Origin of the sequence: Streptomyces sp. NPDC008001, assembly GCF_042958085.1 — a bacterium.
Classification (GTDB): Bacteria; Actinomycetota; Actinomycetes; order Streptomycetales; family Streptomycetaceae; genus Streptomyces.
On record NZ_JBIBIZ010000005.1, the window covers coordinates 251,358 to 275,242 of the forward strand.

A 23,885-nucleotide genomic window follows, 5' to 3' on the forward strand; every position below is an offset into this window, starting at 1 on the left:
GACATCGACCACGACGGCGCGTTCCGGCGGTGCCGAGCCGCCTCAGGCCGGTGCGGCACCGCCGGACACCGCCGTTCCCCTGCCCGCCCTCGCGGCGGAGAGAGGTGACGGAGCGGAATGGGTTCAGAAACCGGAACGGGCGTGGCACTGCCGGATCTTCCGGCGTCCCGGACGGAGCCCGACGGCTCTGCCGTCGTCCGCGTGCTCAGTTACAACATCCGCTCCATGCGTGACGACGTCGCAGCCCTCGCCCGGGTCATCCGGGCCTGCCGGCCCGACGTCGTCTGCGTTCAGGAGGCGCCGCGCTTCTTCCGCTGGCGCAAGGCCGCCGCCCGTCTCGCCCGGACCTCCGGGCTGGTCCACGTCGCGGGCGGCGCCACCGCCTCCGGCCCCATGATCCTCTCCTCGCTCCGCGCCCACGTGGAGCGCATCGAGGACGTCCTTCTGCCCCGTACCCCGGGCCTTCACCAGCGCGGCTTCTCGACCGCGGTGCTCCACTTCGGCCGGGCCCGGCTCGGCGTCCTCAGCTGCCACCTCAGCATCAAGGAGTGGGAGCGCTACGAGCAGGGCCGGCTGCTCCTCGACCGGCTGGCCGCCCTGGACGTGCCGTACGCCGTCGCCGCGGGCGACCTCAACGACCGCCCCGACGGCCGTACGTTCGGCCTGCTCGCGGGCGCCCTGCAGGACGGCTGGGCGACGAAGCCGTGGGGACGGGAGCACACCACGCGGCTGGGGGACCCGCTGCAGCGGATCGACGCGGTCTTCGCCACGGAAGGGGTGGAGGTGCTGGGCTGCGGGGTGCCGATGGGACTGCCGGGGGTGGAGGAGCGCGACCTCCGGGCCGCCACGGACCACCTGCCGGTGCTGGCGGCTCTGCGCGTACCGGCCGCATAGGCAGGCGGGCCCGTCGCCCGGCCGCCGTCGCCGTACGTGCTCGCGCTAGACGACCGCGCCGCGGCCCGGGTCGTCGTCCTCCTCGTCGCCGTCCTTCATTCGCAGGACCAGCGTCGCGAAGCCGCCGAGGAACCCGCCGATCCCGAGGGTGGTCAGCCACCACGTGAGCGGCTGCTGCAGCAGCACCATCACCAGGAGCAGCAGCGGGCCGCCCAGCACGGCGATCCAGGCGAAGCGGGCCGTGACGTCGCCCGTGGGCAGGGGCGGCGGCTCCGGCGGGACGAAGTGGCCCTCGTCGTCCGCGTCCGCCTCGGCCGCCTCGGCTCCCTCGTCTTCGGGGGGCTCCGGCGTGCTCCAGTCGCGGGGGCCGACACCGGGCGCGTAGACGATGAAGCTGCCCGGGGGCTCCTCCCGCGGGGCCGGGCCCGGGCCGGCCTTCCGCGGCCCGGGACGGTCCTCCTCGCCCGGCTCCTCGCCGGCCCCGGCCTCCGGGGCCGGGTCCGGCATGTCGCCCGTGGCGGGCCAGCGGCCGCTGTCCGGATCGGGCTGCTCCCCGTACGCGGCGACGAGCTCCGCCCAGGCCGCGTCCTCGTCGAGCGGGTCGCGGCTCTCGTCGCGGCCCGCGTCACGCTCAGCCACGGGCGGCCGTCCCCTCCTCGGAGCCGACGCCGGAGAGCCGGCCGATGAACGCGTAAGTCTCCGCGAAGATGCGCTCCGCGTCGTGGTCGAGGGTGGCCACGTGGTAGCTGCGCTCCAGCAGGCGCTCGGTGACGTCCCGCGAGGAGACCCGGGCCAGGATGCGGGCCGAGTCGGCGGGCGGGACGACGTGGTCCTCGGGGCTGTGCATGAGCAGCAACGGCTGGGTGACCTGGGGCAGTTCGGCGTCGACCAGCCGGAAGAAGCGGCGCAGCGAGTGCGCGGCGTGCAGCGGCACCCGGTCGTAGCCGACCTCGGCCGCGCCCGGCTTGGCGATGTCGCTGGCGATGCCCTTCGTCGAGGGCACGAAGTGGCGCACGACGGGCAGCGCCCGCGCGGCCACGCCGTGGACCTTGTTGCCCGGGTTGACGAGGACGACGCCGCTGACGGCGTCCCCGTGCTTGGCGGCGAGGCGCAGGGCCAGGGCCCCGCCCATCGACAGGCCGCACACGAACACCTGCGAGCAGCGCTCCCGCAGCTCCCGCAGCGCGTGGTCGGCCTCCGCGTACCAGTCCTGCCAGCCGGTGAGCTGCATGTCCTGCCAGCGGGTGCCGTGGCCCGGCAGCAGCGGCAGCGAGACGCTCAGGCCCCGCTCCGCCAGATGATCCGCCCAGGGCCGCACGGACTGCGGGGAACCGGTGAAGCCGTGACACACGAGGACGCCTACCTCTCCGCCTTCGTGGCGGAACGGCTCGGCTCCGGGGAGGAGCGGCACCGGGATCTCCGATCGGTGGAACGGGGGTAAGGGAAGACCTGCGGGGACACAGAGGGTCCGGCCCTCAGCGTACGCGGAGCGCCGCACGGCGGGTAGGCAGGTTAAGGTCTCCTCGTCACACACAGGAGGTTCTCGGTTGTTCTACGGCGCTATGAAGGTGTCCATCGGCGGGTCGCTGAAGCTTGCCTTCCGGCCGTGGGTGGAGGGCCTGGAGAACATCCCGGCCGAAGGGCCCGCGATCCTCGCGAGCAACCACCTGTCGTTCTCGGACTCGTTCTTCCTCCCGGCGGTGCTGGACCGCAAGGTCACGTTCATCGCGAAGCAGGAGTACTTCACCTCCCCCGGAGTCAAGGGGAAGCTGACGGCGGCGTTCTTCAAGGGCGTCGGCCAGCTGCCGGTGGACCGTTCGGGCGCCCGCGGTGCGGGCGAGGCCGCGGTCAAGAGCGGTCTGGACGTGCTGGCGCGCGGTGAGCTCTTCGGCATCTACCCCGAGGGCACCCGTTCCCCGGACGGCCGCCTCTACCGGGGCAAGCCGGGCGGGCTGGCCCGGGTGGCCCTGCTCTCCGGCGCACCGGTGATCCCCGTCGCCATGATCGACACCGAGAAGGTGCAGCCCCCGGGCAAGGTGCTGCCCAAGATGGTGCGCCCGGGCATCCGGATCGGCGAGCCGCTGGACTTCAGCCGCTACCAGGGCATGGACGGCGACCGCTTCATCCTGCGCTCGGTCACCGACGAGGTCATGTACAAGATCATGGAGCTCTCGGGCCAGGAGTACGTGGACATCTACGCGACCGCCGCCAAGCGGCAGATCGCGGACGAGGCGAAGCGGAAGGCCGAGGAGGAGAAGGCGGCCAGGGCCGCCGGGCTCGACAAGGCCGACCGGGCTGGCAAGGACGGCAGGTAGGGCGAGCGGCGGGCGCGGCGCGCCCGGCCGGGGGGTTGGTCGATGACACCGCGCAGCAAGAAGCCGCGCGTCGTACGGATGTCGGTGGAGCTGCCGCTCTGGCGCGCGCTCACCGGCTACCGCGTCCTGACGCTCTGCTACGCCCTGGCGCTCTTCGCCGTCAACTACGACGAGTACGACAGGCCGCTCGGCGGCGCCCTCTACATGGGCGTACTCACCGGGTGGACGGCGCTCACGTGGAACCGCCCCTCGGCGCCGGAGCGCTGCACGAAGCGGTTCCTCACGGCCGACCTGGCCGTGGCGCTCGCCGGAATCCTGGTCACCGCCGCCGTCGACAGCCCGGCGCGGATCGACGGTGGCGCGGCCACCCTGCCGTCCATCTGGACCGGCGGCGCCGTACTGGGCCTGGCCATCAAGGGCGGCTGGCGCTGGGCGGCGGTCGGCTCCACCCTCGTGGCGGCCGCTAACCTCGCCGAGCGCGGCAGCCCCGCCCGGGACACCGTCCACAACGTGCTCCTGGTGTGGGTCTCCAGCATCGCCATCGGCTACATCGTCGAGGTCGCCCGTGCCAGTGAGCGCACCCTCGCCCGCGCCCTGCGGATCGAGGCCGCCACCCGCGAGCGCGAGCGGCTCGCCCGCGACATCCACGACGGGGTCCTGCAGGTGCTGGCCATGGTGCAGCGGCGCGGCGCCGCGCTCGGCGGCGAGGCGGCCGAGCTCGGCCGGATGGCCGGCGAGCAGGAGATCGCCCTGCGCACCCTGGTCGCCGGGGGCCTGCTGCCCCCGCAGCGCTCGGCCGGGGAGCCGGCCGGGGACGCGGAGCCGGCCGGCACCGCGGCGCCCGCCCCCCGCATCCCCGCGGGCCCCTGCGACGTGGGGGCCCTGCTCGCGCCGTACGCGGGCAGCGACGTCTCCTTCGCCGGGCCCGGCACCCCCGTCCTGCTGGAGGCGGCCGCCGCGGCCGAGCTCGCCGCGGCCGTCGGGGCCGCCCTGGACAACGTGCGCAAGCACGCGGGCGAGGGGGCGAAGGCCTGGATCCTGCTGGAGGACGAGCCCGGCGCGGTGATCGTCACCGTGCGGGACGACGGCCCCGGCATCCCCGAGGGCCGCCTCGCGGACGCCGAGCGGGAGGGCCGCATGGGCGTCGCCCTGTCGATCCGCGGACGCCTGCGGGACCTGGGCGGCAGCGCCGAGCTGGTCTCCGTGCCGGGCCAGGGCACAGAAGTCGAATTGAAGGTTCCACGGGGGAACGGAAGAGAACGGCGATGAACCACACCACAGCGGACACCACGGCGGAAGCCGCAGCCCCGGGCCCGGTCAGGGTCATGGTCGTCGACGACCACCCCATGTGGCGCGACGCCGTCGCCCGCGACCTGGCCGCCGCCGGCCACGACGTCGTGGCGACCGCCGGCGACGGCCCCGAGGCCGTCCGCCGCGCGAAGGCCGCCCGCCCCGACGTGCTCGTCCTCGACCTCAACCTGCCCGGCCTGCCCGGCGTCGCCGTCTGCAAGGAACTGGTCGGGGAGAACCCCGCCCTGCGCGTCCTCGTCCTCTCCGCCAGCGGCGAGCACGCCGACGTCCTGGAGGCCGTGAAGTCCGGCGCCACCGGCTACCTGCTGAAGTCGGCCAGCACGGAGGAGCTCGTCGACGCCGTGCGCCGCACCGCGGCCGGCGACCCCGTCTTCACCCCCGGCCTCGCCGGACTGGTCCTCGGCGAGTACCGGCGGCTCGCCGCCGACCCCGCCCCGGCCGCGCCCGACGAGCCCAAGGCCCCCCGGCTGACCGACCGCGAGACCGAGGTGCTGCGCCTCGTCGCCAAGGGCCTGTCGTACAAGCAGATCGCCGAGCGGCTGGTTATTTCCCACCGCACGGTGCAGAACCATGTGCAGAACACCTTGGGCAAGCTCCAGTTGCACAACCGCGTGGAGCTCGTGCGCTACGCGATAGAGCGAGGTCTCGACGACGCCTGACCGCGCACTCCGGCCGCGGCGGCGTCCTCCGGCTGAAGGAGAGTGTCATGCGGATCGGAGTGCTGACCGGCGGCGGTGACTGCCCCGGGCTCAACGCGGTCATCCGCGCCGTCGTCCGCAAGGGCGTCCAGGACCATTCCTACGACTTCATCGGCTACCGGGACGGCTGGCGCGGCCTCCTCCACGGCGCCGTCTCCCGGCTCGACATCCCCGCCGTGCGCGGCATCCTCCCGCGCGGCGGGACCGTGCTCGGCTCCTCGCGCACCAACCCCTTCAAGGAGCCGGGCGGCGTCCGGCGGATCCGGGAGAACCTCGCCGCCGACGAGGTCGACGCCCTGATCGCCATCGGCGGCGAGGACACCCTCGGCGTCGCCGCCCTGCTCTGGAGCGAGCACGGCATCCCGTGCGTCGGCGTTCCCAAGACCATCGACAACGACCTCTCCGCCACCGACTACACCTTCGGCTTCGACACGGCGGTGGGCATCGCCACCGAGGCCATCGACCGGCTGCACACCACCGCCGAGTCCCACATGCGCGTCCTCGTCGTGGAGGTCATGGGCCGGCACGCCGGCTGGATCGCCCTGCACTCCGGCCTCGCCGGCGGCGCCAACGTCATCCTCATCCCCGAGCAGCGCTTCGACCTCGACGAGGTCTGCGGCTGGGTCACCTCCCGCTTCCGCGCCAGCTACGCCCCGATCGTCGTCGTCGCGGAGGGCGCCGTGCCCGAGGACGGCGACCTCGTCCTCAAGGACGGCACGTCGCACGACGCCTTCGGGCACGTACGGCTCTCCGGGGTGGGGGAGTGGCTGGCCAAGGAGATCGAACGGCGCACGGGCAAGGAGGCCCGGACCACGGTGCTGGGCCACATCCAGCGGGGCGGCACGCCCAGTGCGTTCGACCGCTGGCTGGCGACGCGGTTCGGGTTGCACGCGGTGGACGCGGTGCGGGAGAGGGAGTTCGGGCGGATGGTGGCCCTCCGCGGCACGGACATCGTGCGCGTGCCGCTGGCCGAGGCCACGGCCCGTTTGAAGACCGTGCCGGTCGAGCGGTACGAGGAGGCCAAGGTCTTCTTCGGCTGAGCGCCGTGCTCCCGGCGCGGCTTTCGCCCACCTGTTACCGGAAAGTCACGACTTTCCGGTAACAGGTGGGACGGGTCAGACCAGGACGGTCGCCAGCAGTTCGGCAACGATCGCGGCCCCGTCCAAGGTGAGCACCGACTCCGGGTGGAACTGCACGCCCGCGAAGCCGGGCCCCCGCAGGGCGTGCACGTCCCCGCTCACGAGGTCCCGGCTCAGCTCCACCCGGTGCATCGCCAGCTCCTCGGCGGCAGCCGCCTCGCACCGCGCCGTGAACGTGTTGTAGAACCCCACCGTCTCGGGCCGCCCGAAGAAGTCGATCCGCTCCTGCGCCCCCTGGAACGGCACGTCCTTGCGGACGATCTCCAGGCCCAGCTCCGCCGCGATCAGCTCGTGGCCCAGGCACACGCCGAACAAGAAGGTGCGGCCCGAAGGACCTCGATGAGGGGTGGTGGCCGGGCGACGGGCGGGACCGTACCGGTGGCCGCGCAGGAGCTCCGCCGCCAGGCCGCGGAGCAGCCGCATCTTCGGGTCGGCCGCGTCGGAGGGGTTGCCGGGGCCGGGTCCCAGGACGACAGGGCCCTCGTGGGTCAGCGCGGCCTCGCGGAGACCGGGCTCGTCGTAGCGCCGGACGGTCACCTGCAGACCGGCCGTGCGCAGCAGGTGGGCCAGCATGGCCGTGAACGTGTCCTCGCCGTCGACGACCAGGGCGTGCCCGGTCAGCCGGGTGGTGGAGGCGGTGTCCCCGGCGGACTGCATGCGCAGCCAGAAGGGGGCGAGGTCGGCGCGGCGGGCGTCGAGCGCGGCGCGCACCTGCGGGTCGTCGCCGAAGCGCGGGGCCGGTGCCGCGGCCCGGTCCGCCCGCGGAGCGCGCACGCCGAGGGCCGCCAGGACGCCGGCCGCCTTGGCGTGGGTCTCGGCGACCTCGGCGTACGGGTCGGAGCGGCGCACGAGCGTGGCGCCGACGCCGACGCGGAGCCGGCCGCGGCGGTCGATGTCGGCGGTGCGGATGAGGATGGGCGAGTCCAGGGTCCGGGCCCCGCCGGCGTCACGGCCGATCAGCGCGAGGGCGCCCGAGTAGTACCCGCGGCCGCCGGGCTCGTGGCGCTCGATGACGCGGCAGGCGTTCTGCACGGGGGAGCCGGTGACGGTGGCGGCGAACAGGGTCTCGCGGAGGACGTCGCGGACGTCCAGCGAGGAGCGCCCGCGCAGCTCGTACTCGGTGTGGGCGAGGTGGGCCATCTCCTTGAGCCGCGGCCCGACGACGACGCCGCCCATGTCGCCGACGGTGCACATCATCTTCAGCTCCTCGTCCACGACCATGGACAGCTCCTCGACCTCCTTGCGGTCGTGGAGGAAGGCCAGCAGCCCGTCCTTGTCGGGGCCCGAGGCGGGGTAGCGGTAGGTGCCGCTGATGGGGTTCATGACGACGGTCCCGCCGGACATCCGCACGTGCACCTCGGGGCTGGCGCCGACGAGGGTGCGGTCGCCGGTGTGCACGACGTAGGTCCAGTACGCGCCGCGCTCGCCGGTCAGCAGCCGCCGGAAGAGGGCCAGGGCGTCGGCGGGCGTGAAGCCGTGGATCTCGCCCTCGAAGGTCCGCCGGATGACGAAGTTGGCGCCCTCGCCGGTGCCGATCTCCTCGTCGATGACGCGCCGGACGATGTCCGCGTAGGCGTCGTCGCCCACGTCGAACGCGCCGCCCTCGACCCGTACGGCGTGGGCCGGCAGGGCGGCGGCCACCTCGTCGAGGGGCAGCTCGTGGGCCTCCTCCACGCGCAGCACGGCCAGTGGCGTGCCGTCGTCGCGGACGTCGAAGCCGCGCTCGCGGATCTGCCGGAAGGGCACGAGGGCGAGGGCGTCGTGGACGGGGCGGTCCCCGCCGGGCCGGCCGTCCGGCAGCGGGATGCCGGCGAGGTGCTCGACCTCCTCGACGGGCCCGAGGAGGAGCTCGGCGGTGCCGGCGGTCCCGTCGCCGGTCCCGGGCCGGCCGGGCGTGCGGCGGTGGAGGAGGGCGAAGGGCGGGCAGCCGGGGCCGGTCAGCCGGGCGAGCAGGGCGGCGGTGTCCGGGGCCGGTGCGGGGGCGCTGGTCATGGGGGTTCCTTCCGGTGGGTCCGGTGGGTCCGGTGAAGAAGGAGGAACGGCCCGGGAAACGCGGAAGGCCGCCCCTCGGGCGGCCTTCGCGGTGCGTTCGGTGTACGCGCGATCAGTGGGCCGCCGGATGAGCGGTCCACCACCAGTTCTGGGTCAGGGGCGCGAACATGCTGGGCACCCTACCCGAAGCGCCGGCCCTACCGACGGGTATCGGTCGAGGCCGGCCTGTCGGAACGGAAGCTTCCGGAGCGTGCGGCGGGGGCGCGGCGGTGCACGGGGTCCGTGCGGCGGCGAGTCGCCGCGGGGCGGACGAGGATCATGGGGCGGCAGCGGCGTCCCCGTGGGCGTGTCTCGGCCACCGTCTCGGCAAATGTCTCAAAGTGCGGTCCGGACGCCGGTCCGGCGGTGCGACCCCGTAGGGTTGGAGCGTGACCGTGAACGCTGAACTCCACGCCGGTGGCAACACCTGGCGCTCCCTTCCCGCGGCGCAGCAGCCCGAATGGCCGGACCAAGAGGCTCTGCGCGATGTGATCGCCGAGCTCGAGTCCTATCCGCCCCTCGTCTTCGCCGGCGAGTGCGACCAGCTGCGCCAGCGCCTGGGAGCGGTCGCCCGTGGAGAGGCGTTCCTGCTCCAGGGCGGCGACTGCGCGGAGGCCTTCGACGCCGTCGGTGCGGACCAGATCCGCAACAAGCTCAAGACGCTGCTCCAGATGGGCGCCGTGCTGACCTACGCGGGCCAGGTGCCCGTGGTCAAGGTCGGCCGGATCGCCGGTCAGTACAGCAAGCCGCGCTCGAAGCCGACCGAGACCCGCGACGGCGTGACCCTGCCGACCTACCGCGGCGACTCCGTCAACGGCTTCGCCTTCACCGCCGAGGCCCGCACGCCGGACCCGCAGCGGCTGAAGCGCATGTACCACGCCTCCTCGGCCACGCTGAACCTGGTGCGCGCCTTCACCACCGGTGGCTACGCCGACCTGCGGCAGGTGCACGCCTGGAACCAGGACTTCGTGAAGTCCTCCCCGTCCGGGCAGCGCTACGAGGCCCTGGCCCGCGAGATCGACCGCGCGCTGAACTTCATGAACGCCTGCGGGACGGACCCGGAGGAGTTCAAGACGGTCGAGTTCTACTCGTCGCACGAGGCGCTGATCCTCGACTACGAGTCGGCCCTGACCCGTACCGACTCCCGCACGGGGAACCTGTACGACGTCTCCGGCCACATGGTCTGGATCGGTGAGCGCACCCGCCAGCTGGACGGCGCGCACATCGAGTTCGCCTCCCGGATCCGCAACCCCATCGGGGTGAAGCTCGGCCCGACGACGACGGCCGAGGACGCCCTCACGCTGATCGAGCGGCTGGACCCGGAGCGCGAGCCGGGCCGGCTCACGTTCATCACCCGCATGGGCGCGGGCAAGATCCGTGACCACCTCCCCGAGCTGGTGGAGAAGGTCACCGCCTCCGGCGCCCAGGTGGCGTGGATCTGCGACCCGATGCACGGCAACACCTTCGAGGCGGCCTCGGGCCACAAGACCCGCCGCTTCGACGACGTGCTGGACGAGGTCAAGGGCTTCTTCGAGGTCCACAAGAGCCTCGGCACCCACCCGGGCGGCATCCACGTCGAGCTCACCGGTGACGACGTCACCGAGTGCGTGGGCGGCGGCGACGAGATCTTCGTCGACGACCTGCACCAGCGCTACGAGACGGCGTGCGACCCCCGCCTCAACCGCAGCCAGTCGCTGGACCTGGCCTTCCTCGTCGCGGAGATGTACCGCGACCAGTAGGGCCGCCGGTCAGGACGTGAGCACGCCGTGGGGCGCGGATCTGTGATCCGCGCCCCACGGCGTTGTGATTCGGCCACCGGCCCGGGTAAGGTAAGGGTTACCTTATTGATCAACCCGGGGCCCCGGCCCTGAAGGCGGTGAACCGCGTGTACGTCTGCTCGTGCTTCGGCATCACGGAGCAGCAGGTGCGGGACCACGCGGACCGGGGGGCGTGCACCCCCCGGCAGATAGCCTCCGCCTGCAAGGCGGGCACCGACTGCGGCGGCTGTGTGCGCCGCATCCAGGCGCTGCTCGGCCGTGGCGCGTGCCCGCGCCGCGAGCTCGCCGACCAGGGGGAGCCCGGCGTGTTCGGCGCCGGGCCGGCCGCCCTGCCGCAGCCTCAGGCCGCCTGACCGCGCGCTGCCCCCGGCGGCCTCACGCCGACCCGCCGTTCTCCTGCTCGATGAACTGCGCGATGTACAGCGCCTCGCCCAGCTTCTCGATCAGCTCCAGCTGGGTGTCCAGGTAGTCGATGTGGTCCTCCTCGTCCGCGAGGATCGACTCGAAGATGTTGGCCGAGGTGATGTCCCCCTTGGCCCGCATGACCTCCACCCCGCGCCGCAGGCGGTCGATGGCCTCGACCTCGACCTGCCGGTCGGCCTGGAACATCTCGGTGATCGTCTGGCCGATCCGGACGTGGAAGAGCCGCTGGTAGTTGGGCAGGCCCTCCAGGAAGATGATCCTGTCGGTGAGGGTCTCCGCGTGCCGCATCTCGTCGAACGACTCGGCGCGCGTGTGGGACGCGATCTTCGTCCAGCCGTGGTGCTCCTGCAGCTTCGCGTGCAGGAAGTACTGGTTGATGGCGGTCAGCTCGGCAGTCAGCTGTTCATTCAGGAACTCGATGACCTCGGGGTCGCCCTGCATCGCAGAGGCTCCTTCCAAGCGCTACTGGCAGGTTGCGCGCATCCTCGCACCGCCCTTCGAAACCGTCCAGTAAGTGCACACTTAGTGGTAGTTGTCCGTATAGCGGAACCCCTGGTCAACGGCGCCGTGAAAGGTCTGACACCATGGAGCCATGGGGCCCGCGAAAAACACCGAAAGCCGCAAAGGGGAGCCACTGCAGCTGCCGCCGGGGCAGCGCCTCCAGCGCGGATGGCCGGTGACGCACTACGGTCCGGTGCCGAGGTTCAAGCCGGACCGCTGGGAGTTCCGGGTCTTCGGGTCCACCGCCGACGGCGACAAGCACTGCTGGACGCACGAGGAGTTCTCCGCCCTGCCGTACACGACGGTCGTGGCGGACCTGCACTGCGTCACCAAGTACAGCGTCCTCGGCGCCGAATGGGGCGGCGTCTCGGCCCGTACGGTGCTCGAACTCGCCCCGCCCGCGCCCGAGGTCACCCACGTGATGGTGTGGGCGGAGTACGGCTTCAGCTCGAACCTGCGGCTCGCCGACTTCACCGCCGAGCAGACGATCTTCGCCACGCACAAGGACGGCGAGCCGCTCACCGCGGAGCACGGCTTCCCGGTCCGGCTCGTCGTGCCGCACCTGTACGCCTGGAAGGGGCCCAAATGGGTGCGCGGCGTGGAGTACATGACCGCCGACCGGCGCGGCTTCTGGGAGGAGCGGGGCTACCACAACATCGGTGACCCCTGGCGCGAGCAGCGCTACTCCTACCAGGAGCAGCCGGGCGAGGGCCCGGAGCTGTAGCCCGCGGGCCTAGTACACGGCCGCGCGCAGGTCCTTCAGACGGGCCACGTCCCCGGCGTGTCCTTCCTTGCCGCCCGGCGTCTCGATCGTGAGCGGCACGCCCTCCGTCGCCGGATGGCGGAACAGCTCCCCGAACGGGTCCGCGCCGATGTGGCCGGCGCCGATGTTCTCGTGCCGGTCCAGGTGGGCGCCCACGGCCGCCTTCGAGTCGTTGGCGTGGATCAGCTTCAGCCGCCCCTCGCCCACCACGGAGACCAGGTCGTCCAGGGTGCGCTTCATCCCGCCCGGCTCCGCGAGGTCGTGGCCCGCCGCGAAGACGTGGCAGGTGTCCAGGCACACCCCGAGCTTCGGGTGGTGCTCCAGCGCCTCGAAGTAGGGGCCGAGGTCCTCCACGAGCGAGCACAGCGAGGCGCCCTGGCCCGCCGTGGGCTCCAGCAGCAGCCAGGGGTCGTCGTCGTGCGTCAGCTCGTCGAGCAGCGGCAGCAGCCGCTCGTGGACCTGCTCCAGGGCCGTGCGGCGCGGCCGGCCGCCCGTCGCGGACCCGGTGTGCACGACGACGCCCCGTGCGCCGATGCCCCGCCCGCGGCGCAGCGAGTGCCGCAGCGACTCCGCGGACAGCTCGACCGTCGCCGCGGTGTGCGAACCGAAGTTGATCAGGTAGGGGGCGTGCACCCAGACCGGCAGGGACTCCTCCGCGCACGCGGCGCGGAACTCCTCGTCCTGGCGCGGATTGCCGTCCGGGGTCGCCCAGCCGCGCGGGTTGGCGACGAAGACCTGCAGGGTCTCCGCGCCGATCTCCCGGGCGTAGGCGAGGCCCGTTTTCGCCAGCCCGCCGGCCACCGGCACGTGGCCGCCGACGGGGTTGCGCAGCTGCCCGGGCACCTGCTCGTCCACTGCTACAGACCGCCCTTGAGCTTGATGGTGATGGTGTCGCCCTTGGCGGCCTGATCGCCGCCCTTGACCGACTGGCTCTCCACGGAGTCCTGCGGGAAGAAGAACGGCTTGTCGACCTTCACGGCGAAGCCCGCGCCGGTCAGCAGCCGCTTGGCCTCGGCCTCGCTCTTCCCGGTGACGTCCGGGACCGGCAGCATCTCCTTGCCCTTGGAGACGGTGAGGGTCACGGTGTCGCCCTTGGCGGCCTTGTCGCCGGTGCCGGGCGACTGCTCGGCCACGGAGCCCTTCGCGCGGTCGGAGAAGACCTGGTCGTCCGACACCTTGGTCTCGAAGCCCTTGTCGCGCAGGGCGGCGGTCGCGGCGTCGACGGACATGCCCCGTACGTCCGGCACGTCCAGCGGGGCGCCCTTGCTGACGGTCAGTGCGACCGGGGAGTCCGGCCGCCGCTGCTCGCCCGGCCTGGGGTCGGTGGCCAGCACCGAGCCCTGCGGGGTCTCGGTGCTGAACTGCTTGCCGACCTCGCCGACGGTCAGCCCCGCGCCCTCGATCTTCTTCTTCGCCTCGTCGAAGGACATGCCGACGACGTTGGGCACCTCGGCCCGGGCCGGCCCGCGCGACAGCGTGATCGTCACCTTGCCGGTGTTGCGGATGCGCTGCCCCGGCGCCGGATCGGCGGCGATGACGTGGCCGCGCTCGACGGTGTCGCTGAAGTCCTCCTTCGCGCGCACCCCGAGACCCGCGTCGTCCAGCGTCTTCTCCGCCTTCTCCCGGGGCATGTCCAGGACGGCGGGGACGGTCGTGAACTGGCCGTCGTTGATGTACCAGACGCCGGCGCCGACCAGGACGGCCAGCAGCGCCGCGACCGCCGCCAGGATCCCGCGCCGCGGCACCTGCCGGAACCGGCCGCGCGGGCCCGCCGGAGGGGCAGGCGGCGCCGGGGGCGCGGGCGGGCGCTCCAGGCGCGTCGTCCGGTTCAGCTGCTCGCCGTCCGCGGCGGGCAGGGGGCGCGCGGCGGGCCGCGGCAGCACGCTCGTCCGGTCCTCCGGGCCCGCCGCGCGGCGGCCGGCGGCGGCGCCGGTGAGCGCCTGCGGCGGCAGCGCGTCCAGCTGCTCGTCGTTCAGCCCCTCGCGCACCGTGCGGGCGAGGCCGAGCAGCGCGACCGCGTCGGCCGGGCGCAGCTGCGGGTCGCGGGCCGTGGCGCCGGCGACGAGGCCGTCCAGCCCGGCGGCCAGCCCCGGCACGGCCGCCGACGGCGGCGGGACGTCCTCGTGCAGGTGCTGGTAGAGGACCTGGGCCGGGGTGCTCCCGGTGTGCGGCTTGGCGCCCGTCAGCATTTCGTAGAGGACGACGCCGCACGCGTAGACGTCCACGCGCGGATCGGCGGTGCCGTGCTCCAGCTGCTCGGGGGCGAGGTACGACACCGTGCCGAGGACGGATCCGGTGGACGCGGTGGTGTCGGTGTCCACGGCCCGTACGAGCCCGAAGTCGGCGACCTTCACCCGGCCGTCGTCCCCGATGAGGACGTTCTCCGGCTTCATGTCCCGGTGCACCAGGCCCGCCAGGTGGGCCGCGCCGAGCGCGGCCAGCACCGGCTCCAGGATGTCGAGGGCGGCGCGGGGCTGCAGGGCCCCGCGCTCGCGCAGCACGTCGCGCAGCGTGCACCCGGGTACGTACTCCATCGCCAGATAGACGTACGGGCCGTCGGTGCCCTGGTCGTAGACGCCCACCACGTTGGGGTGGTCGAGGCGCGCGACGGACTTGGCCTCGCGGATGAAGCGCTCCACGAACGCGGTGTCCGAGGCGAGTCCGGGGTGCATCACCTTGACCGCGAGCACCCGGTCGAGCCGGGTGTCGAGGGCGCGGTAGACCGTGGCCATGCCGCCCACGGCGATGCGGGCCTCGACCCGGTAGCGGCCGTCGAGCGTGTGCCCGACCAACGGGTCCCCTAGCGTCGTATCCACGCGACGAGTCTAAAAGGGTGAGGACGAAGCCCTGACCCCGCCAAGCATCAGCCCGTCCGGCGGTTGAGGACAAATGTAAGGACAAAGGGGGTCAGGGGCGCGGCCCCTGCTACTGGGCGAACTCGGGCCGCTCCGGATCAAGACGAGCCAAGCCCTCCGCAGGAGAAGACGCCTCGGCGAAGTGCCGCCGGGGTATCCGTCCCGCCCGGTGCGCCAGCCGCCCCGCCTCCACCGCGTGCCGCATCGCCTCCGCCATCAGCACCGGCTCCTGCGCGCGCGTCACCGCCGAGGCGAGCATCACCGCCGCGCAGCCCAGCTCCATGGCGAGCGCCGCGTCGGAGGCCGTGCCCGCGCCGGCGTCGAGGATCACGGGGACCCCGGCCCGCTCGGTGATCAGCTGGAAGTTGTGCGGGTTGCGGATGCCGAGGCCGGAGCCGATCGGCGAGCCCAGCGGCATGATCGCCGCGCAGCCGACGTCCTCCAGCTTGCGGGCGAGCACCGGGTCGTCGTTGGTGTACGGCAGGACGGTGAAGCCGTCGTCGACGAGGATCTCCGCGGCGTCGAGCAGCTCGATCGGGTCGGGCAGCAGCGTCCGCTCGTCGGCGATCACTTCGAGCTTGACCCAGTCGGTGCCGAGCGCCTCGCGGGCCAGCCGGGCCGTGAGGACGGCCTCCCCGGCGGTGTAGCAGCCGGCGGTGTTCGGCAGCACGCGGATGGAGTGCTTCTGCAGGACGGACAGCACCGAGCCGCGGACGCTCGCGTCGAGGCGGCGCATGGCCACGGTGGTCAGCTCGGTGCCGGAGGCGAGCAGCGCGCGCTCCATGACGTCGAGGCTGGGCGCGCCGCCGGTGCCCATGATCAGCCGGGAGCTGAAGGAGGTGTCGGCGATGGTGAGCAGGTCGTCGGCCATCAGGACTGATCAGCCTCCCTGCACGGCGGTGAGGACCTCGACGCGGTCGCCCGCGCCGAGCCGGGTGGCGGGCCACTGGCCGCGCGGCACGACGGCCTCGTTGACGGCGGCGGCGACCCCGCCGGGCGCGGTGGTCAGGCTCGCGACGAGACCGGCGAGCGTCAGGCCGTGGGGCACGTCGCGGTGCTCGCCGTTGACGCTGATGGCCATGTGGGCCTCGGGGGTGTCGGTGGGGTCGGTCGGGTTCATGCGGGCAGCTCCTGGAGCGCGTTCGAGAAGCGTCGGGGGGAGAAGGGGCGGGCCTCCTCGGGGAGGCGCCCCGTGGTCAGCGCCTCGGCCATGACGTCGCCGGTCAGCGGGGTGAGCAGCACGCCGTTGCGGTAGTGGCCGGTGGCGGCGAGCAGGCCGGGCAGGGCGGTCGGGCCCAGCAGCGGGGCGTTGTCGGGGGAGCCGGGGCGCAGCCCGGCGCAGGTCTCCACCAGGGGCAGTTCGGTGATGCCGGGCACCAGCTCGTGGGCGTCGCGCAGCAGCTCGTAGACGCCGCCGGCGGTGACCGTGGTGTCCCAGCCGAGCTCTTCGGTGGTCGCGCCGAGGACCAGCTCGCCGTCCTCGCGCGGCACCAGGTACACCGGGCCGCCGCGGACGACCGCCCGCACGGTGCGGGAGAGGAAGGGCGCGTACGCGTCCGGGACGCGCAGCCGCAGCACCTGGCCCTTGACGGGGCGCACGGGCGGCAGGACGTCCGCGGGGACGCCGGCGAGGGTGCCGCTGCGGCTGCCCGCGGCGAGCACCACCTGCTCCGCGGGCACGCGGCTGCCGTCGGACAGCTCCGCGCCCGCCGCCCGGTCGCCGGCGAGCAGCAGCCGTACGGCCGCGGCGCGGTGGAAGGCGACCCCGGCCCGCTCGCAGGCCGTGAGCAGCGCCCGCGCGAGCCTGCGGGGATCGGTCTGGTGGTCCCCGTCGACGCGCAGCCCCCCGCGCACGCCGGGCGCGAGCATCGGCTCCAGGCGGCGGCACTCGCGGCCGGACAGCCACTGGGCGTCCAGGCCGCAGCGCTGCTGCAGGGCGTGCAGCTCGCGCAGGTGCTCGCGGTCGTCGGCATCGAGGGCGACGGCCAGCGTGCCGCACGCCCGGTAGCCGGTGGCGACGCCGCTGGCCTCCTCCAGCTCGGCCGTGAAGCGCGGATAGCGGCGCGCGGAGGCCAGGTTGAGGGCGAGCAGGGCCTCTTCGCCGTAGTGCAGTTCGGTGACCGCCGCGAGCATCCCGGCGGCCACCCGCGCCGCGCCGCCCCCCGGCGCGGGGTCGGCGACGGCGGTGCGCAGCCCGCGCTGGGCCGCGCGCCAGGCGGTGACGAGGCCGATCAGCCCGCCGCCCACGACGAGGACGTCGCAGGCGGGCAGGGCGGATGTGCTGGGTGATGTGGTCGTAGACGCGTCCATGAGGCGTCCGGCCCCTCCCTTCGCCGGCATGACCCGGATCAGGTTCGTACGGTCGGAGGCCGGTCAGCCTCCCTCTCAGCCCGGTCGTCCGGGCTCCCGCGAGTGCGTTGTACGGCCACCCTAGTACGCGGCGCGAGGGCCGGGCGAGGGCCTGTCGGCGGACGACGGCGGGACCATGCGGCGCGGGGCTGATCGCCGGTGCCGGGCTGCCCCGGGCCCCCGGTGAAGACCCGCCCGGACGGGCACCCCGCTCCGGTCCGGACCCGCCGCCGCCCTACAGTGATCGGGTGAGCGAGCACCGGGAAGAACCTCATGCCGCCGACGAGCGGCACGTCGTCATCGTGGGCGCCGGAATGGCCGGCGTGCAGACCGCCGTCGCCCTGCGCGAGCACGGCTGGTCCGGCACCGTCACCGTCCTGGGCGCCGAGCCGCACCCGCCGTACGACAGGCCGCCGCTCTCCAAGGCCGTCCTGCTGGGCAAGGCCGAGGGTTCCGCGTTCGAGGTGGACTTCGCGTCGCTCGGGATAGACCTGCAGCTCGGGCGGGAGGCCACGGGCCTGCGCGCCGGCGAGCGCCTGCTGGACACCGCCACCGGTCCCGTCCCCTACGACATCCTCGTCGTCGCCACCGGCGCGGAGCCGGTCCGGCTGCCCGGGAGCGAGGGCCTGCCGAACGTGCACCTGCTGCGCACTCTGGACGACGCCGTGGGGCTGCGGCCGGTGCTGGCCGCGCAGCACGACGTCGTGGCCGTCGGCGCGGGCTGGATCGGCGCCGAGGTCGCGACGGCGGCCCGGGAGGCGGGCTGCGAGGTGACCGTGGTCGAGGCCGCGGACCGGGTGCTCGCCGGTGCCATGCCCGCCGAGGTCGCCGCGCACATGGCCCCCTGGTACGCCGAGAGCGGCGCCCGGCTGCTGCTCGGCGCCCGGGTGAGCACCGTGGAGCCCGGCGCGGTCGTGCTCGCCGACGGCACCCGGCTGCCGGCCGGCGCCGTGGTCGTCGGCATCGGGGCGCGGCCCGCGACCGGCTGGCTGAAGGGCTCCGGCATCGAGCTCGGCGCGGACGGCGCCGTCGTCACCGACGAGCGGCTGCGCACGTCGCTGCCCGGCGTCTACGCGGTCGGCGACTGCGCGTCGTTCCCGTCCGCGCGCTACGGCGAGCGGCTGCTCGTGCACCACTGGGACAACGCCATGCAGGGGCCGCGGACGGTCGCCGAGAACATCGTGTTCGGCCCGGCCGAGGGGCCGGTCTACGACCCGGTGCCGTACTTCTGGTCCGAGCAGTTCGGGCGGTTCGTGCAGTACGCGGGCCATCACGCCGGCGCCGACGAGCTGCTGTGGCGCGGCGACCCGGAAGGCGCCGCCTGGAGCGTGTGCTGGCTGCGCGCCGGGGTCCTGGTCGCCCTCCTGGCCGTCGGCCGGCCCAGGGACCTGGCCCAGGGCCGCAAGCTCATCGAGAAGGGCGCCCTCCTCGACCGTGCGAAGGCCGCCGACGCGTCCGTGCCCCTCAAGGCCGCGCTGCTCTGAGGGGGCCGCCGCGCCGCCGTGAGCGGGGGCGCGGCACCGTGACGCGCCCGCGGTCGGGTCAACCCGGCTACCGGCTGTCAGCGCCAGATGGCAGGCTTGTCCCGTGACCGAGATTGACGCAAAGATCGACGCGCTTGTTCCCGCCTGGCTCAACCTCCCCGAGATCGCCGAGATGCTCGGCGTGGAGGTGACGCGCGTGCGGCAGCTGGTGAAGGAGGGCCAGCTGATCGCCGTCCGCCGGGGCGAGAACCGGGTGCTCATGGTGCCCGCCGCCTTCATCGGCGAGGGCAAGGTCGTCAAGGGCCTGGCCGGGACCCTGACGCTGCTGCGGGACGACGGCTTCAGCGACGAGGAAATGCTGGAGTGGCTCTTCACCGCCGACCCGACCCTGCCGGGAACCCCGGCCGACGCGCTGCGGGAGAACCGTGGCACGGAGGTGAAGCGGCGCGCCCAGGCGCTCGCCGTCTGATCCCCCGAGCCACCGAAAGCCACAGCCGCATTCCCGGGCGCGGGTGACCGCGCCCGGCAGAACAGTCCGGTGCACGGGCGGGGCGCGCCCCCGTCCGTGCACCGCCGACCCGGGGGGAACCACCCGATGTCCGCCACTGCCCGCCGCCGCCTCGCCGATGCCCGGCTGTACCTGTGCACCGACGCCCGCAAGCGCCAGGGCGACCTGCCGGAATTCCTCGACGCGGTCCTCGCCGGCGGTGTCGACATCGTCCAGCTGCGCGACAAGGGCATGGAGGCGGGCGAGGAGCTGGAACACCTCGCCGTCTTCGCCGAGGCCGCCCGCCGCCACGGCAAGCTCTTCGCGGTCAACGACCGCGCCGACGTCGCCCACGCCGCGGGCTCCGGCGTCCTGCACCTCGGCCAGGGCGACCTGCCGGTGCCCGCCGCCCGCGCCCTCCTCGGCGAGGACGTGCTGATCGGCCGGTCGACGCACGCCGGGTCCGAGGTGGACGCCGCGGCCGCCGAGCCCGGTGTGGACTACTTCTGTACCGGCCCCTGCTGGCCGACGCCCACCAAGCCGGGCCGTCACGCCCCCGGCCTGCCCCTCGTCCGCCACGCGGCCGCCCTGCGCACCACGCGCCCCTGGTTCGCCATCGGCGGCATCGACCTCGGCAATGTCGACGAGGTGCTCGACGCGGGCGCCCGCCGCGTCGTCGTGGTCCGCGCGATCACCGAGGCGGACGATCCCGGCGAGGCCGCGGCGAAGCTGGCCGAGCGGGTCCGCGAGCGCCTCTGAGCCCGCCCGCCCCCCGTTCCGGCCGGTGCGCGGCCCCCGCCACCGCCGGCGGAACGTCAACGGAGCATGAAAGTTCTGTCCGTAATGCGGACGGGATACCGGCCTATCGGGCAAATCGCGAAAGAAGGTTGGGGGTCGCCGGAACCGCTGGTTAACTTGCCGGTATGGCCCTTGGTACCGCCTCCACCAGGACAGACCACGCGCGCACGGTGCGTGAGCTGCTCGCCTCAGGCGAGCGGTCGTATTCCTTCGAGTTCGCCGCTCCGAGGTCCGAGAAGGGTGAACGCACCCTCTGGGACGCCATCCGCCGGATCGAGGCCGTCGGCCCGACCTTCGTCTCCGTGACCTACGGCGCGGGGGGCTCCTCCCGCGAGGGCACCGTCCGCGTCACGGAGCGCATGGCGACCGACACGACGCTCACGCCCGTCGCCCACCTGACAGCCGTCAACCACTCCAAGGCCGAACTCCGCAACATCATCGGCCAGTACGCCGACGTCGGCATCCGCAACATGCTGGCCCTGCGCGGCGATCCGCCCGGCGACCCCATGGGCGAGTGGGTGCGCCACCCCGAGGGCCTGCACTACGCCGCCGACCTCGTCCGGCTCATCAAGGAGTCCGGCGACTTCTGCGTCGGTGTCGCGGCCTTCCCGGAGATGCACCCGCGCTCGACCGACTGGGACACGGACGTCCGGCACTTCGTGGACAAGTGCCGCGCGGGCGCGGACTTCGCCATCACCCAGATGTTCTTCCACGCCGAGGACTATCTCCGGCTGCGCGACCGGGTCGCCGCCGCCGGCTGCGACACCCCGATCATCCCCGAGATCATGCCGGTCACCAACGTCCGCCAGATCGAGCGGTTCGCGCAGCTCAGCAATGCCGCGTTCCCGCCCGCGCTGGCCGAGCGGATCCTCGCGGTGCAGGACGACCGGGCCGCTGTACGCTCGATCGGGATCGAGTACGCCACGGAGCTGTGCGCTCGGTTGATGGCCGAGGAGATTCCCGGGCTGCACTTCATTACCCTGAACCACTCCACGGCGACGCTGGAAATCTACGAGAATCTGGGACTGCACCAGCGGTCCTGACGGCCGGCCCCTCGAAGGGCTGCGGCCACGAGAGGGGCGTAAATGGGCTGGACGGTCCTCTACATCGCGTTCGGCGTCGTCGCGCTCTGGCTGCTCGGCGAGGTCCTGCTGCAGTACAAGGCGCGACTGCGCTGGCGCCTCCTCGCCTTCGCCGGGTTCCTCGGCGTCGTCGCGGGCGTCGTCATCCCGTCCGTCGCGGTCATCGCGGTGGGCGCGGTGGCGTTCGCCGTCGGGCAGACCTACGTGACGCTCTCCTTCCGCCGCGGCTTCTCCCACGGCTGGGCGCTCCGCCGGGACAGGGCCGGTGCGGGCGACGCGGCCGGCGACGGCAGCGAACCGGGCGCAGCGGACAAGGCGGGCAGGTCCGGCAAGTCCGGCAGGGGCCTCAAGTCCGGTAAGCGCGCCGGGAAAGCGGCCGTTGAGGACGACGGCGCGAAGGAGCCGCGGGCCGGGCGGCGCCGCAAGGGCGGTCGTGCGGAAGCCCCGCCGGCCCCGGGCGCCCCGCTCGCCGCCGCGGCCCCGCCCGCTGCTCCGCTCGACGAGACCGCCGCAATGCCCGCCGTGCCCCCGCTCCCCCCGCTCCGGGACTCCGCGGGCGAACCCGGCGGGCACGGTGCCGAGCAGCCGCCCCTGGCCGGGGCCACCCTCGCCGCCCCCGCTCCCGCGGCCGACGCGGGCTACGGCTACGACGGCACGGGCTACGGCGACACCGGCTACGCGGCCGCGGCCGCCCCCGCGCAGGACGGCGGCTACGCCCCCTACGGCGACCCCTACGGCACGCAGGCCCCGGCCGACGCCCTCGGCGCGCCCGCGGCCCCCGGCTCGTTCGACTACGGGCAGGGCCAGTACGCCGCCTACTCCGACCCCTACATCGGCAACCGGCAGCAGGCGTACGAGCCGTACGACGCCTACGGGCAGTACCAGCAGCAGCCCGCGGCCCAGCCCTACGGCATGGGCGGCTATCCCGCCGACGCCTACGCCCCGGCCCCGCAGTACGACATGGACACCCCGCCCGGCGGGGTCTGGGTGCCGCAGCAGCGCGACAACGACCTGCCGCCCGCCCCGCAGGGCTACCCGCCCGAGGCGGCCCACCCCGCGTACCCGCAGCAACTCCCGGGCCACGGCCAGGGACAGGGGCAGGGGCAGACCCAGGGGCACGGTCAGGGCTACGGCGAGCAGTACAACGAGCAGCCGCGCTACTGAGGCCGCGCACGGGCCGGTTGCGCCGGCCGCCCCCCGCCGGTCTCTCGCCGTGACGGCTTCCCGCCGTCGCGGCGGGGAGGGTTCCGGCTATTGCGAGCCGCGCCAGTCCGCTCCCGACACGATCAGGCCCGCGGCCATCGTCCCGGACATCCCGGCGTGGGCCAGCCCGCCGCCGGGGTGGGCGAAACCGCCCGCGAGGTACAAGCCGGACAGCGGCGTCGTGTTGGCGGTGCGCAGGAAGACGCCCCCGCCACCGGCCAGCACGGGAGCCGGAACGCCCCCGCCCTCGGCGCCCGTTGCCCGCTCGGTGTCGGCGGGCGTGCGGACCTCGTGCCACAGCAGCCGGTCCCGCAGGCCCGGCAGCAGCCCTTCCGCCGCGTCCAGCACGCGCTCCGCGAAACCGGCGGCCGTCGCCTCGTCGTCCCAGTCCACCCCCCGGCCGTGCGGGGCGACCGTGGCGGTCAGCGTGACGGCCTCGTGGCCCTCGTCCGGGCGGATGTCCGGATCGTCCGGGCGCAGCACCGTCACCGTCGGCCGGTAGCGCAGCGCGGCGGGGCCGTGCGCGCCCTCGCCGAAGACGCCCGCCAACTCCGCCCCGCGGTCCGGGGCGTGGACCACCGTGCGGTGGGCGGCGCCCGCGGCCCGCGCCCCGCGCAGCGCGAGGAAGACCGTGAACCGGCCGGGCGGCACCGGGGGAGCGGGCCGGGCGGCGGGCCCGCAGGCCGCCGGCGCGATCCGCCGCAGCACTCCGGGCGAGACGCCGGCGACCACCATGTCCGCCTCGTCCGTCCGCCCGTCCGCCAGCTCCACGCCCACCGCACGGCCGTCCTTCTCGGCGACGGCCACGACCTCCGCGCCGAAGACGAACTCGACCCTGCGCGCCCGGCACCGCTCGTGGACGGCGTCCGCCAGGCCGCGCATGCCGCCGCGCACGTACCAGCTGCCGAAGGTCTGCTCCATGTACGGCAGGACCGCCGCGCTCGCGGGGGCGGTGCGCGGATCGAGCCCGTACGCCAGGGCGTGGCTCTCCAACAGGGCCGTGAGCCGGGGGTCCTTCAGCTCCCGCTCGGCGACGGCGGCGAGCACGGGCGGGGTGCTCCGCCGGAACAGGCCGCGCTTGCGCAGCCCCGGGTAGGGGTCGTGGCCCAGGGCCTCCAGGTACTCCGGGTCGGCGAGCAGCGGCTCCTCCAGCAGGGGCCGCCGCGTGGCGTCCCACACCACGCGCGCCCGGTTCACGAGGTCGCTCCAGCGCTCGCCGGCGCCCGCGCCCACGGCCTCGTCCAGCGCCCGGACCACACCGGCCCGCGAGGCGTTGGGCAGCGCCACCGAGGTGCCGTCGGCGAAGACGTGCGCGCTCGCCGGATCGACCTGGACCAGGCCCAGGCTCTGCTCCAGCGACTCCTTGCCCGTCTTCACGAACAGGTCGCGGTAGACGGCCGGCAGGTGCAGCAGCCCCGGCCCCGTGTCGAAGGCGAAGCCGTCCCGCGTCATCCGCCCGACGCCTCCGCCGTGCGTCGCCGCGCGCTCGTACACCGTCACCCGGTGGCCCGCGACGGCCAGCCGGGCAGCCGCCGCCATCGCGCCCATCCCGGCGCCGATCACCGCAATCCGTGCCATGGGGCGACTTTATCCGGCCGGGCCTGAACACCCGGGCGTGAGTACCCGTACTCAGAGGACGAGATGAGTAGGCGCACGGATGGGCCGCGGTCCGCCGCGCGGAAGAGTGGTGTCCCACGAAAGGGGCGCTCGCGCCGATACCGCCGGCACGGGGCGGCGGTCCCGGCGCGGCCCTCTGACGTGACCGGGGGGCGGG

The 23,885-nt window shown here is 74.1% G+C and carries 24 protein-coding genes and 1 riboswitch; of the genes, 13 read left to right on the forward strand and 11 right to left on the reverse strand.

Translation table 11 applies throughout. The annotated features are described in order from the left end of the window. The first annotated feature begins 117 nt into the window (after positions 1-117). Positions 118-894 carry an endonuclease/exonuclease/phosphatase family protein gene (locus tag ACFZCD_RS15240; RefSeq protein WP_391830804.1) on the forward strand — a complete coding sequence of 259 codons (777 nt, stop codon included), beginning with the start codon at positions 118-120 and terminating at the stop codon, positions 892-894. A gap of 45 nt (positions 895-939) precedes the next feature. On the opposite strand, the gene ACFZCD_RS15245 is transcribed toward ACFZCD_RS15240, so the two are convergent. Both ACFZCD_RS15245 and ACFZCD_RS15250 read right to left on the reverse strand, forming a co-directional pair. Next, a complete protein-coding gene (locus ACFZCD_RS15245; protein ID WP_391830806.1) occupies positions 940-1,533 on the reverse strand; it encodes a hypothetical protein in 594 nt (197 codons plus the stop codon). Continuing rightward, a complete protein-coding gene (locus ACFZCD_RS15250; RefSeq protein WP_391830808.1) occupies positions 1,526-2,305 on the reverse strand; it encodes an alpha/beta hydrolase in 780 nt (259 codons plus the stop codon). The genes ACFZCD_RS15245 and ACFZCD_RS15250 overlap by 8 nt, the downstream gene beginning before the upstream one ends. A 136-nt stretch (positions 2,306-2,441) precedes the next feature. Between ACFZCD_RS15250 and ACFZCD_RS15255 the strand changes: the two genes are divergently transcribed. Genes ACFZCD_RS15255 through ACFZCD_RS15270 form a run of 4 tightly spaced genes read left to right on the forward strand, consistent with a single transcriptional unit; the run spans position 2,442 to position 6,258 of the window. Then, positions 2,442-3,209, forward strand: a complete 768-nt coding sequence (locus ACFZCD_RS15255; protein ID WP_391830810.1) for a lysophospholipid acyltransferase family protein — start codon at positions 2,442-2,444, stop codon at positions 3,207-3,209. Positions 3,210-3,251: 42 nt separating this feature from the next. Further along, a complete protein-coding gene (macS, locus tag ACFZCD_RS15260) occupies positions 3,252-4,478 on the forward strand; it encodes a MacS family sensor histidine kinase (protein ID WP_391830811.1) in 1,227 nt (408 codons plus the stop codon). Beyond that, positions 4,475-5,179 carry a response regulator gene (locus tag ACFZCD_RS15265; RefSeq protein WP_391830813.1) on the forward strand — a complete coding sequence of 235 codons (705 nt, stop codon included), beginning with the start codon at positions 4,475-4,477 and terminating at the stop codon, positions 5,177-5,179. Before macS ends, ACFZCD_RS15265 begins: the two co-directional genes overlap by 4 nt. 47 nt (positions 5,180-5,226) lie before the next feature. Beyond that, positions 5,227-6,258 carry a 6-phosphofructokinase gene (locus ACFZCD_RS15270; RefSeq protein WP_391830815.1) on the forward strand — a complete coding sequence of 344 codons (1,032 nt, stop codon included), beginning with the start codon at positions 5,227-5,229 and terminating at the stop codon, positions 6,256-6,258. A gap of 75 nt (positions 6,259-6,333) precedes the next feature. Here ACFZCD_RS15270 and ACFZCD_RS15275 read toward each other — a convergent pair whose 3' ends face one another. Both ACFZCD_RS15275 and ACFZCD_RS15280 read right to left on the reverse strand, forming a co-directional pair. After that, entirely contained in the window at positions 6,334-8,349 is a 2,016-nt protein-coding gene (locus tag ACFZCD_RS15275; RefSeq protein ID WP_391830817.1) for an anthranilate synthase family protein, read from the reverse strand. Positions 8,350-8,461: 112 nt separating this feature from the next. After that, on the reverse strand, positions 8,462-8,518 hold the full coding sequence (locus ACFZCD_RS15280; RefSeq protein WP_391831311.1) for a trp operon leader peptide: 57 nt from the start codon (positions 8,516-8,518) through the stop codon (positions 8,462-8,464). Between the two features lie 259 nt (positions 8,519-8,777). On the opposite strand from ACFZCD_RS15280, the gene ACFZCD_RS15285 reads away from it, so the two are divergent. Both ACFZCD_RS15285 and ACFZCD_RS15290 read left to right on the forward strand, forming a co-directional pair. After that, a complete protein-coding gene (locus ACFZCD_RS15285) occupies positions 8,778-10,127 on the forward strand; it encodes a class II 3-deoxy-7-phosphoheptulonate synthase (protein WP_391830818.1) in 1,350 nt (449 codons plus the stop codon). 137 nt (positions 10,128-10,264) lie between these two features. Beyond that, positions 10,265-10,519: a bacterioferritin-associated ferredoxin gene (locus ACFZCD_RS15290; protein WP_391830820.1), complete on the forward strand. Its 255-nt coding sequence runs from the start codon at positions 10,265-10,267 to the stop codon at positions 10,517-10,519. A gap of 22 nt (positions 10,520-10,541) precedes the next feature. Here the strand turns inward: ACFZCD_RS15290 and bfr are convergent, their stop codons facing one another. Continuing rightward, a complete protein-coding gene (bfr, locus tag ACFZCD_RS15295) occupies positions 10,542-11,030 on the reverse strand; it encodes a bacterioferritin (protein ID WP_391830822.1) in 489 nt (162 codons plus the stop codon). 151 nt (positions 11,031-11,181) lie between these two features. Here bfr and ACFZCD_RS15300 point away from each other — a divergent pair, with 151 nt between their 5' ends. Then, complete coding sequence (locus ACFZCD_RS15300) at positions 11,182-11,814, forward strand: sulfite oxidase-like oxidoreductase (RefSeq protein ID WP_391830824.1); 633 nt, start codon at positions 11,182-11,184, stop codon at positions 11,812-11,814. Positions 11,815-11,823: 9 nt separating this feature from the next. Here the strand turns inward: ACFZCD_RS15300 and ACFZCD_RS15305 are convergent, their stop codons facing one another. The 5 genes from ACFZCD_RS15305 to thiO form a co-directional block, all read right to left on the reverse strand. Then, complete coding sequence (locus ACFZCD_RS15305; RefSeq protein ID WP_391830825.1) at positions 11,824-12,708, reverse strand: deoxyribonuclease IV; 885 nt, start codon at positions 12,706-12,708, stop codon at positions 11,824-11,826. 2 nt (positions 12,709-12,710) lie between these two features. After that, positions 12,711-14,669, reverse strand: a complete 1,959-nt coding sequence (pknB, locus tag ACFZCD_RS15310) for a Stk1 family PASTA domain-containing Ser/Thr kinase (protein WP_391830827.1) — start codon at positions 14,667-14,669, stop codon at positions 12,711-12,713. Between the two features lie 109 nt (positions 14,670-14,778). Then, the gene (locus ACFZCD_RS15315) at positions 14,779-15,579 is read right to left on the reverse strand and encodes a thiazole synthase (RefSeq protein ID WP_391830829.1); all 801 of its coding nucleotides are present in this window, start codon (positions 15,577-15,579) and stop codon (positions 14,779-14,781) included. A gap of 9 nt (positions 15,580-15,588) precedes the next feature. Then, complete coding sequence (thiS, locus tag ACFZCD_RS15320) at positions 15,589-15,789, reverse strand: sulfur carrier protein ThiS (protein ID WP_391831313.1); 201 nt, start codon at positions 15,787-15,789, stop codon at positions 15,589-15,591. 35 nt (positions 15,790-15,824) lie between these two features. Beyond that, the gene (gene thiO, locus ACFZCD_RS15325; RefSeq protein WP_391830831.1) at positions 15,825-17,018 is read right to left on the reverse strand and encodes a glycine oxidase ThiO; all 1,194 of its coding nucleotides are present in this window, start codon (positions 17,016-17,018) and stop codon (positions 15,825-15,827) included. Beyond that, positions 17,017-17,128: riboswitch (TPP riboswitch) on the reverse strand. It overlaps the preceding gene by 2 nt. A gap of 177 nt (positions 17,129-17,305) precedes the next feature. Here thiO and ACFZCD_RS15330 point away from each other — a divergent pair. From ACFZCD_RS15330 to ACFZCD_RS15350, 5 genes are all read left to right on the forward strand, one after another. After that, on the forward strand, positions 17,306-18,541 hold the full coding sequence (locus ACFZCD_RS15330) for an NAD(P)/FAD-dependent oxidoreductase (RefSeq protein ID WP_391830833.1): 1,236 nt from the start codon (positions 17,306-17,308) through the stop codon (positions 18,539-18,541). A 103-nt stretch (positions 18,542-18,644) separates the two neighbouring features. Beyond that, positions 18,645-19,010 carry an Rv2175c family DNA-binding protein gene (locus ACFZCD_RS15335; RefSeq protein ID WP_391830835.1) on the forward strand — a complete coding sequence of 122 codons (366 nt, stop codon included), beginning with the start codon at positions 18,645-18,647 and terminating at the stop codon, positions 19,008-19,010. 126 nt (positions 19,011-19,136) lie between these two features. Then, a complete protein-coding gene (gene thiE, locus ACFZCD_RS15340; RefSeq protein ID WP_391830837.1) occupies positions 19,137-19,787 on the forward strand; it encodes a thiamine phosphate synthase in 651 nt (216 codons plus the stop codon). Between the two features lie 164 nt (positions 19,788-19,951). After that, positions 19,952-20,869, forward strand: a complete 918-nt coding sequence (gene metF / locus ACFZCD_RS15345) for a methylenetetrahydrofolate reductase [NAD(P)H] (protein ID WP_391830839.1) — start codon at positions 19,952-19,954, stop codon at positions 20,867-20,869. A gap of 42 nt (positions 20,870-20,911) precedes the next feature. After that, entirely contained in the window at positions 20,912-22,072 is a 1,161-nt protein-coding gene (locus ACFZCD_RS15350; RefSeq protein ID WP_391830841.1) for a hypothetical protein, read from the forward strand. Positions 22,073-22,159: 87 nt separating this feature from the next. Here the strand turns inward: ACFZCD_RS15350 and ACFZCD_RS15355 are convergent, their stop codons facing one another. Then, on the reverse strand, positions 22,160-23,689 hold the full coding sequence (locus ACFZCD_RS15355) for a phytoene desaturase family protein (protein WP_391830843.1): 1,530 nt from the start codon (positions 23,687-23,689) through the stop codon (positions 22,160-22,162). Positions 23,690-23,885 lie beyond the last annotated feature (196 nt).

Bases quoted from the DNA above. Each gene is read 5' to 3' on its own strand.
- ACFZCD_RS15240 (WP_391830804.1), top strand. From the start codon at position 118: ATGGGTTCAGAAACCGGAACGGGCGTGGCACTGCCGGATCTTCCGGCG.
- macS (WP_391830811.1), top strand. From the start codon at position 3,252: ATGACACCGCGCAGCAAGAAGCCGCGCGTCGTACGGATGTCGGTGGAG.
- ACFZCD_RS15265 (WP_391830813.1), top strand. From the start codon at position 4,475: ATGAACCACACCACAGCGGACACCACGGCGGAAGCCGCAGCCCCGGGC.
- ACFZCD_RS15270 (WP_391830815.1), top strand. From the start codon at position 5,227: ATGCGGATCGGAGTGCTGACCGGCGGCGGTGACTGCCCCGGGCTCAAC.
- ACFZCD_RS15275 (WP_391830817.1), bottom strand. From the start codon at position 8,349: ATGACCAGCGCCCCCGCACCGGCCCCGGACACCGCCGCCCTGCTCGCC.
- bfr (WP_391830822.1), bottom strand. From the start codon at position 11,030: ATGCAGGGCGACCCCGAGGTCATCGAGTTCCTGAATGAACAGCTGACT.
- ACFZCD_RS15300 (WP_391830824.1), top strand. From the start codon at position 11,182: ATGGGGCCCGCGAAAAACACCGAAAGCCGCAAAGGGGAGCCACTGCAG.
- ACFZCD_RS15315 (WP_391830829.1), bottom strand. From the start codon at position 15,579: ATGGCCGACGACCTGCTCACCATCGCCGACACCTCCTTCAGCTCCCGG.
- thiS (WP_391831313.1), bottom strand. From the start codon at position 15,789: ATGGCCATCAGCGTCAACGGCGAGCACCGCGACGTGCCCCACGGCCTG.
- thiO (WP_391830831.1), bottom strand. From the start codon at position 17,018: ATGGACGCGTCTACGACCACATCACCCAGCACATCCGCCCTGCCCGCC.
- thiE (WP_391830837.1), top strand. From the start codon at position 19,137: ATGTCCGCCACTGCCCGCCGCCGCCTCGCCGATGCCCGGCTGTACCTG.
- metF (WP_391830839.1), top strand. From the start codon at position 19,952: ATGGCCCTTGGTACCGCCTCCACCAGGACAGACCACGCGCGCACGGTG.
- ACFZCD_RS15350 (WP_391830841.1), top strand. From the start codon at position 20,912: ATGGGCTGGACGGTCCTCTACATCGCGTTCGGCGTCGTCGCGCTCTGG.
- ACFZCD_RS15355 (WP_391830843.1), bottom strand. From the start codon at position 23,689: ATGGCACGGATTGCGGTGATCGGCGCCGGGATGGGCGCGATGGCGGCG.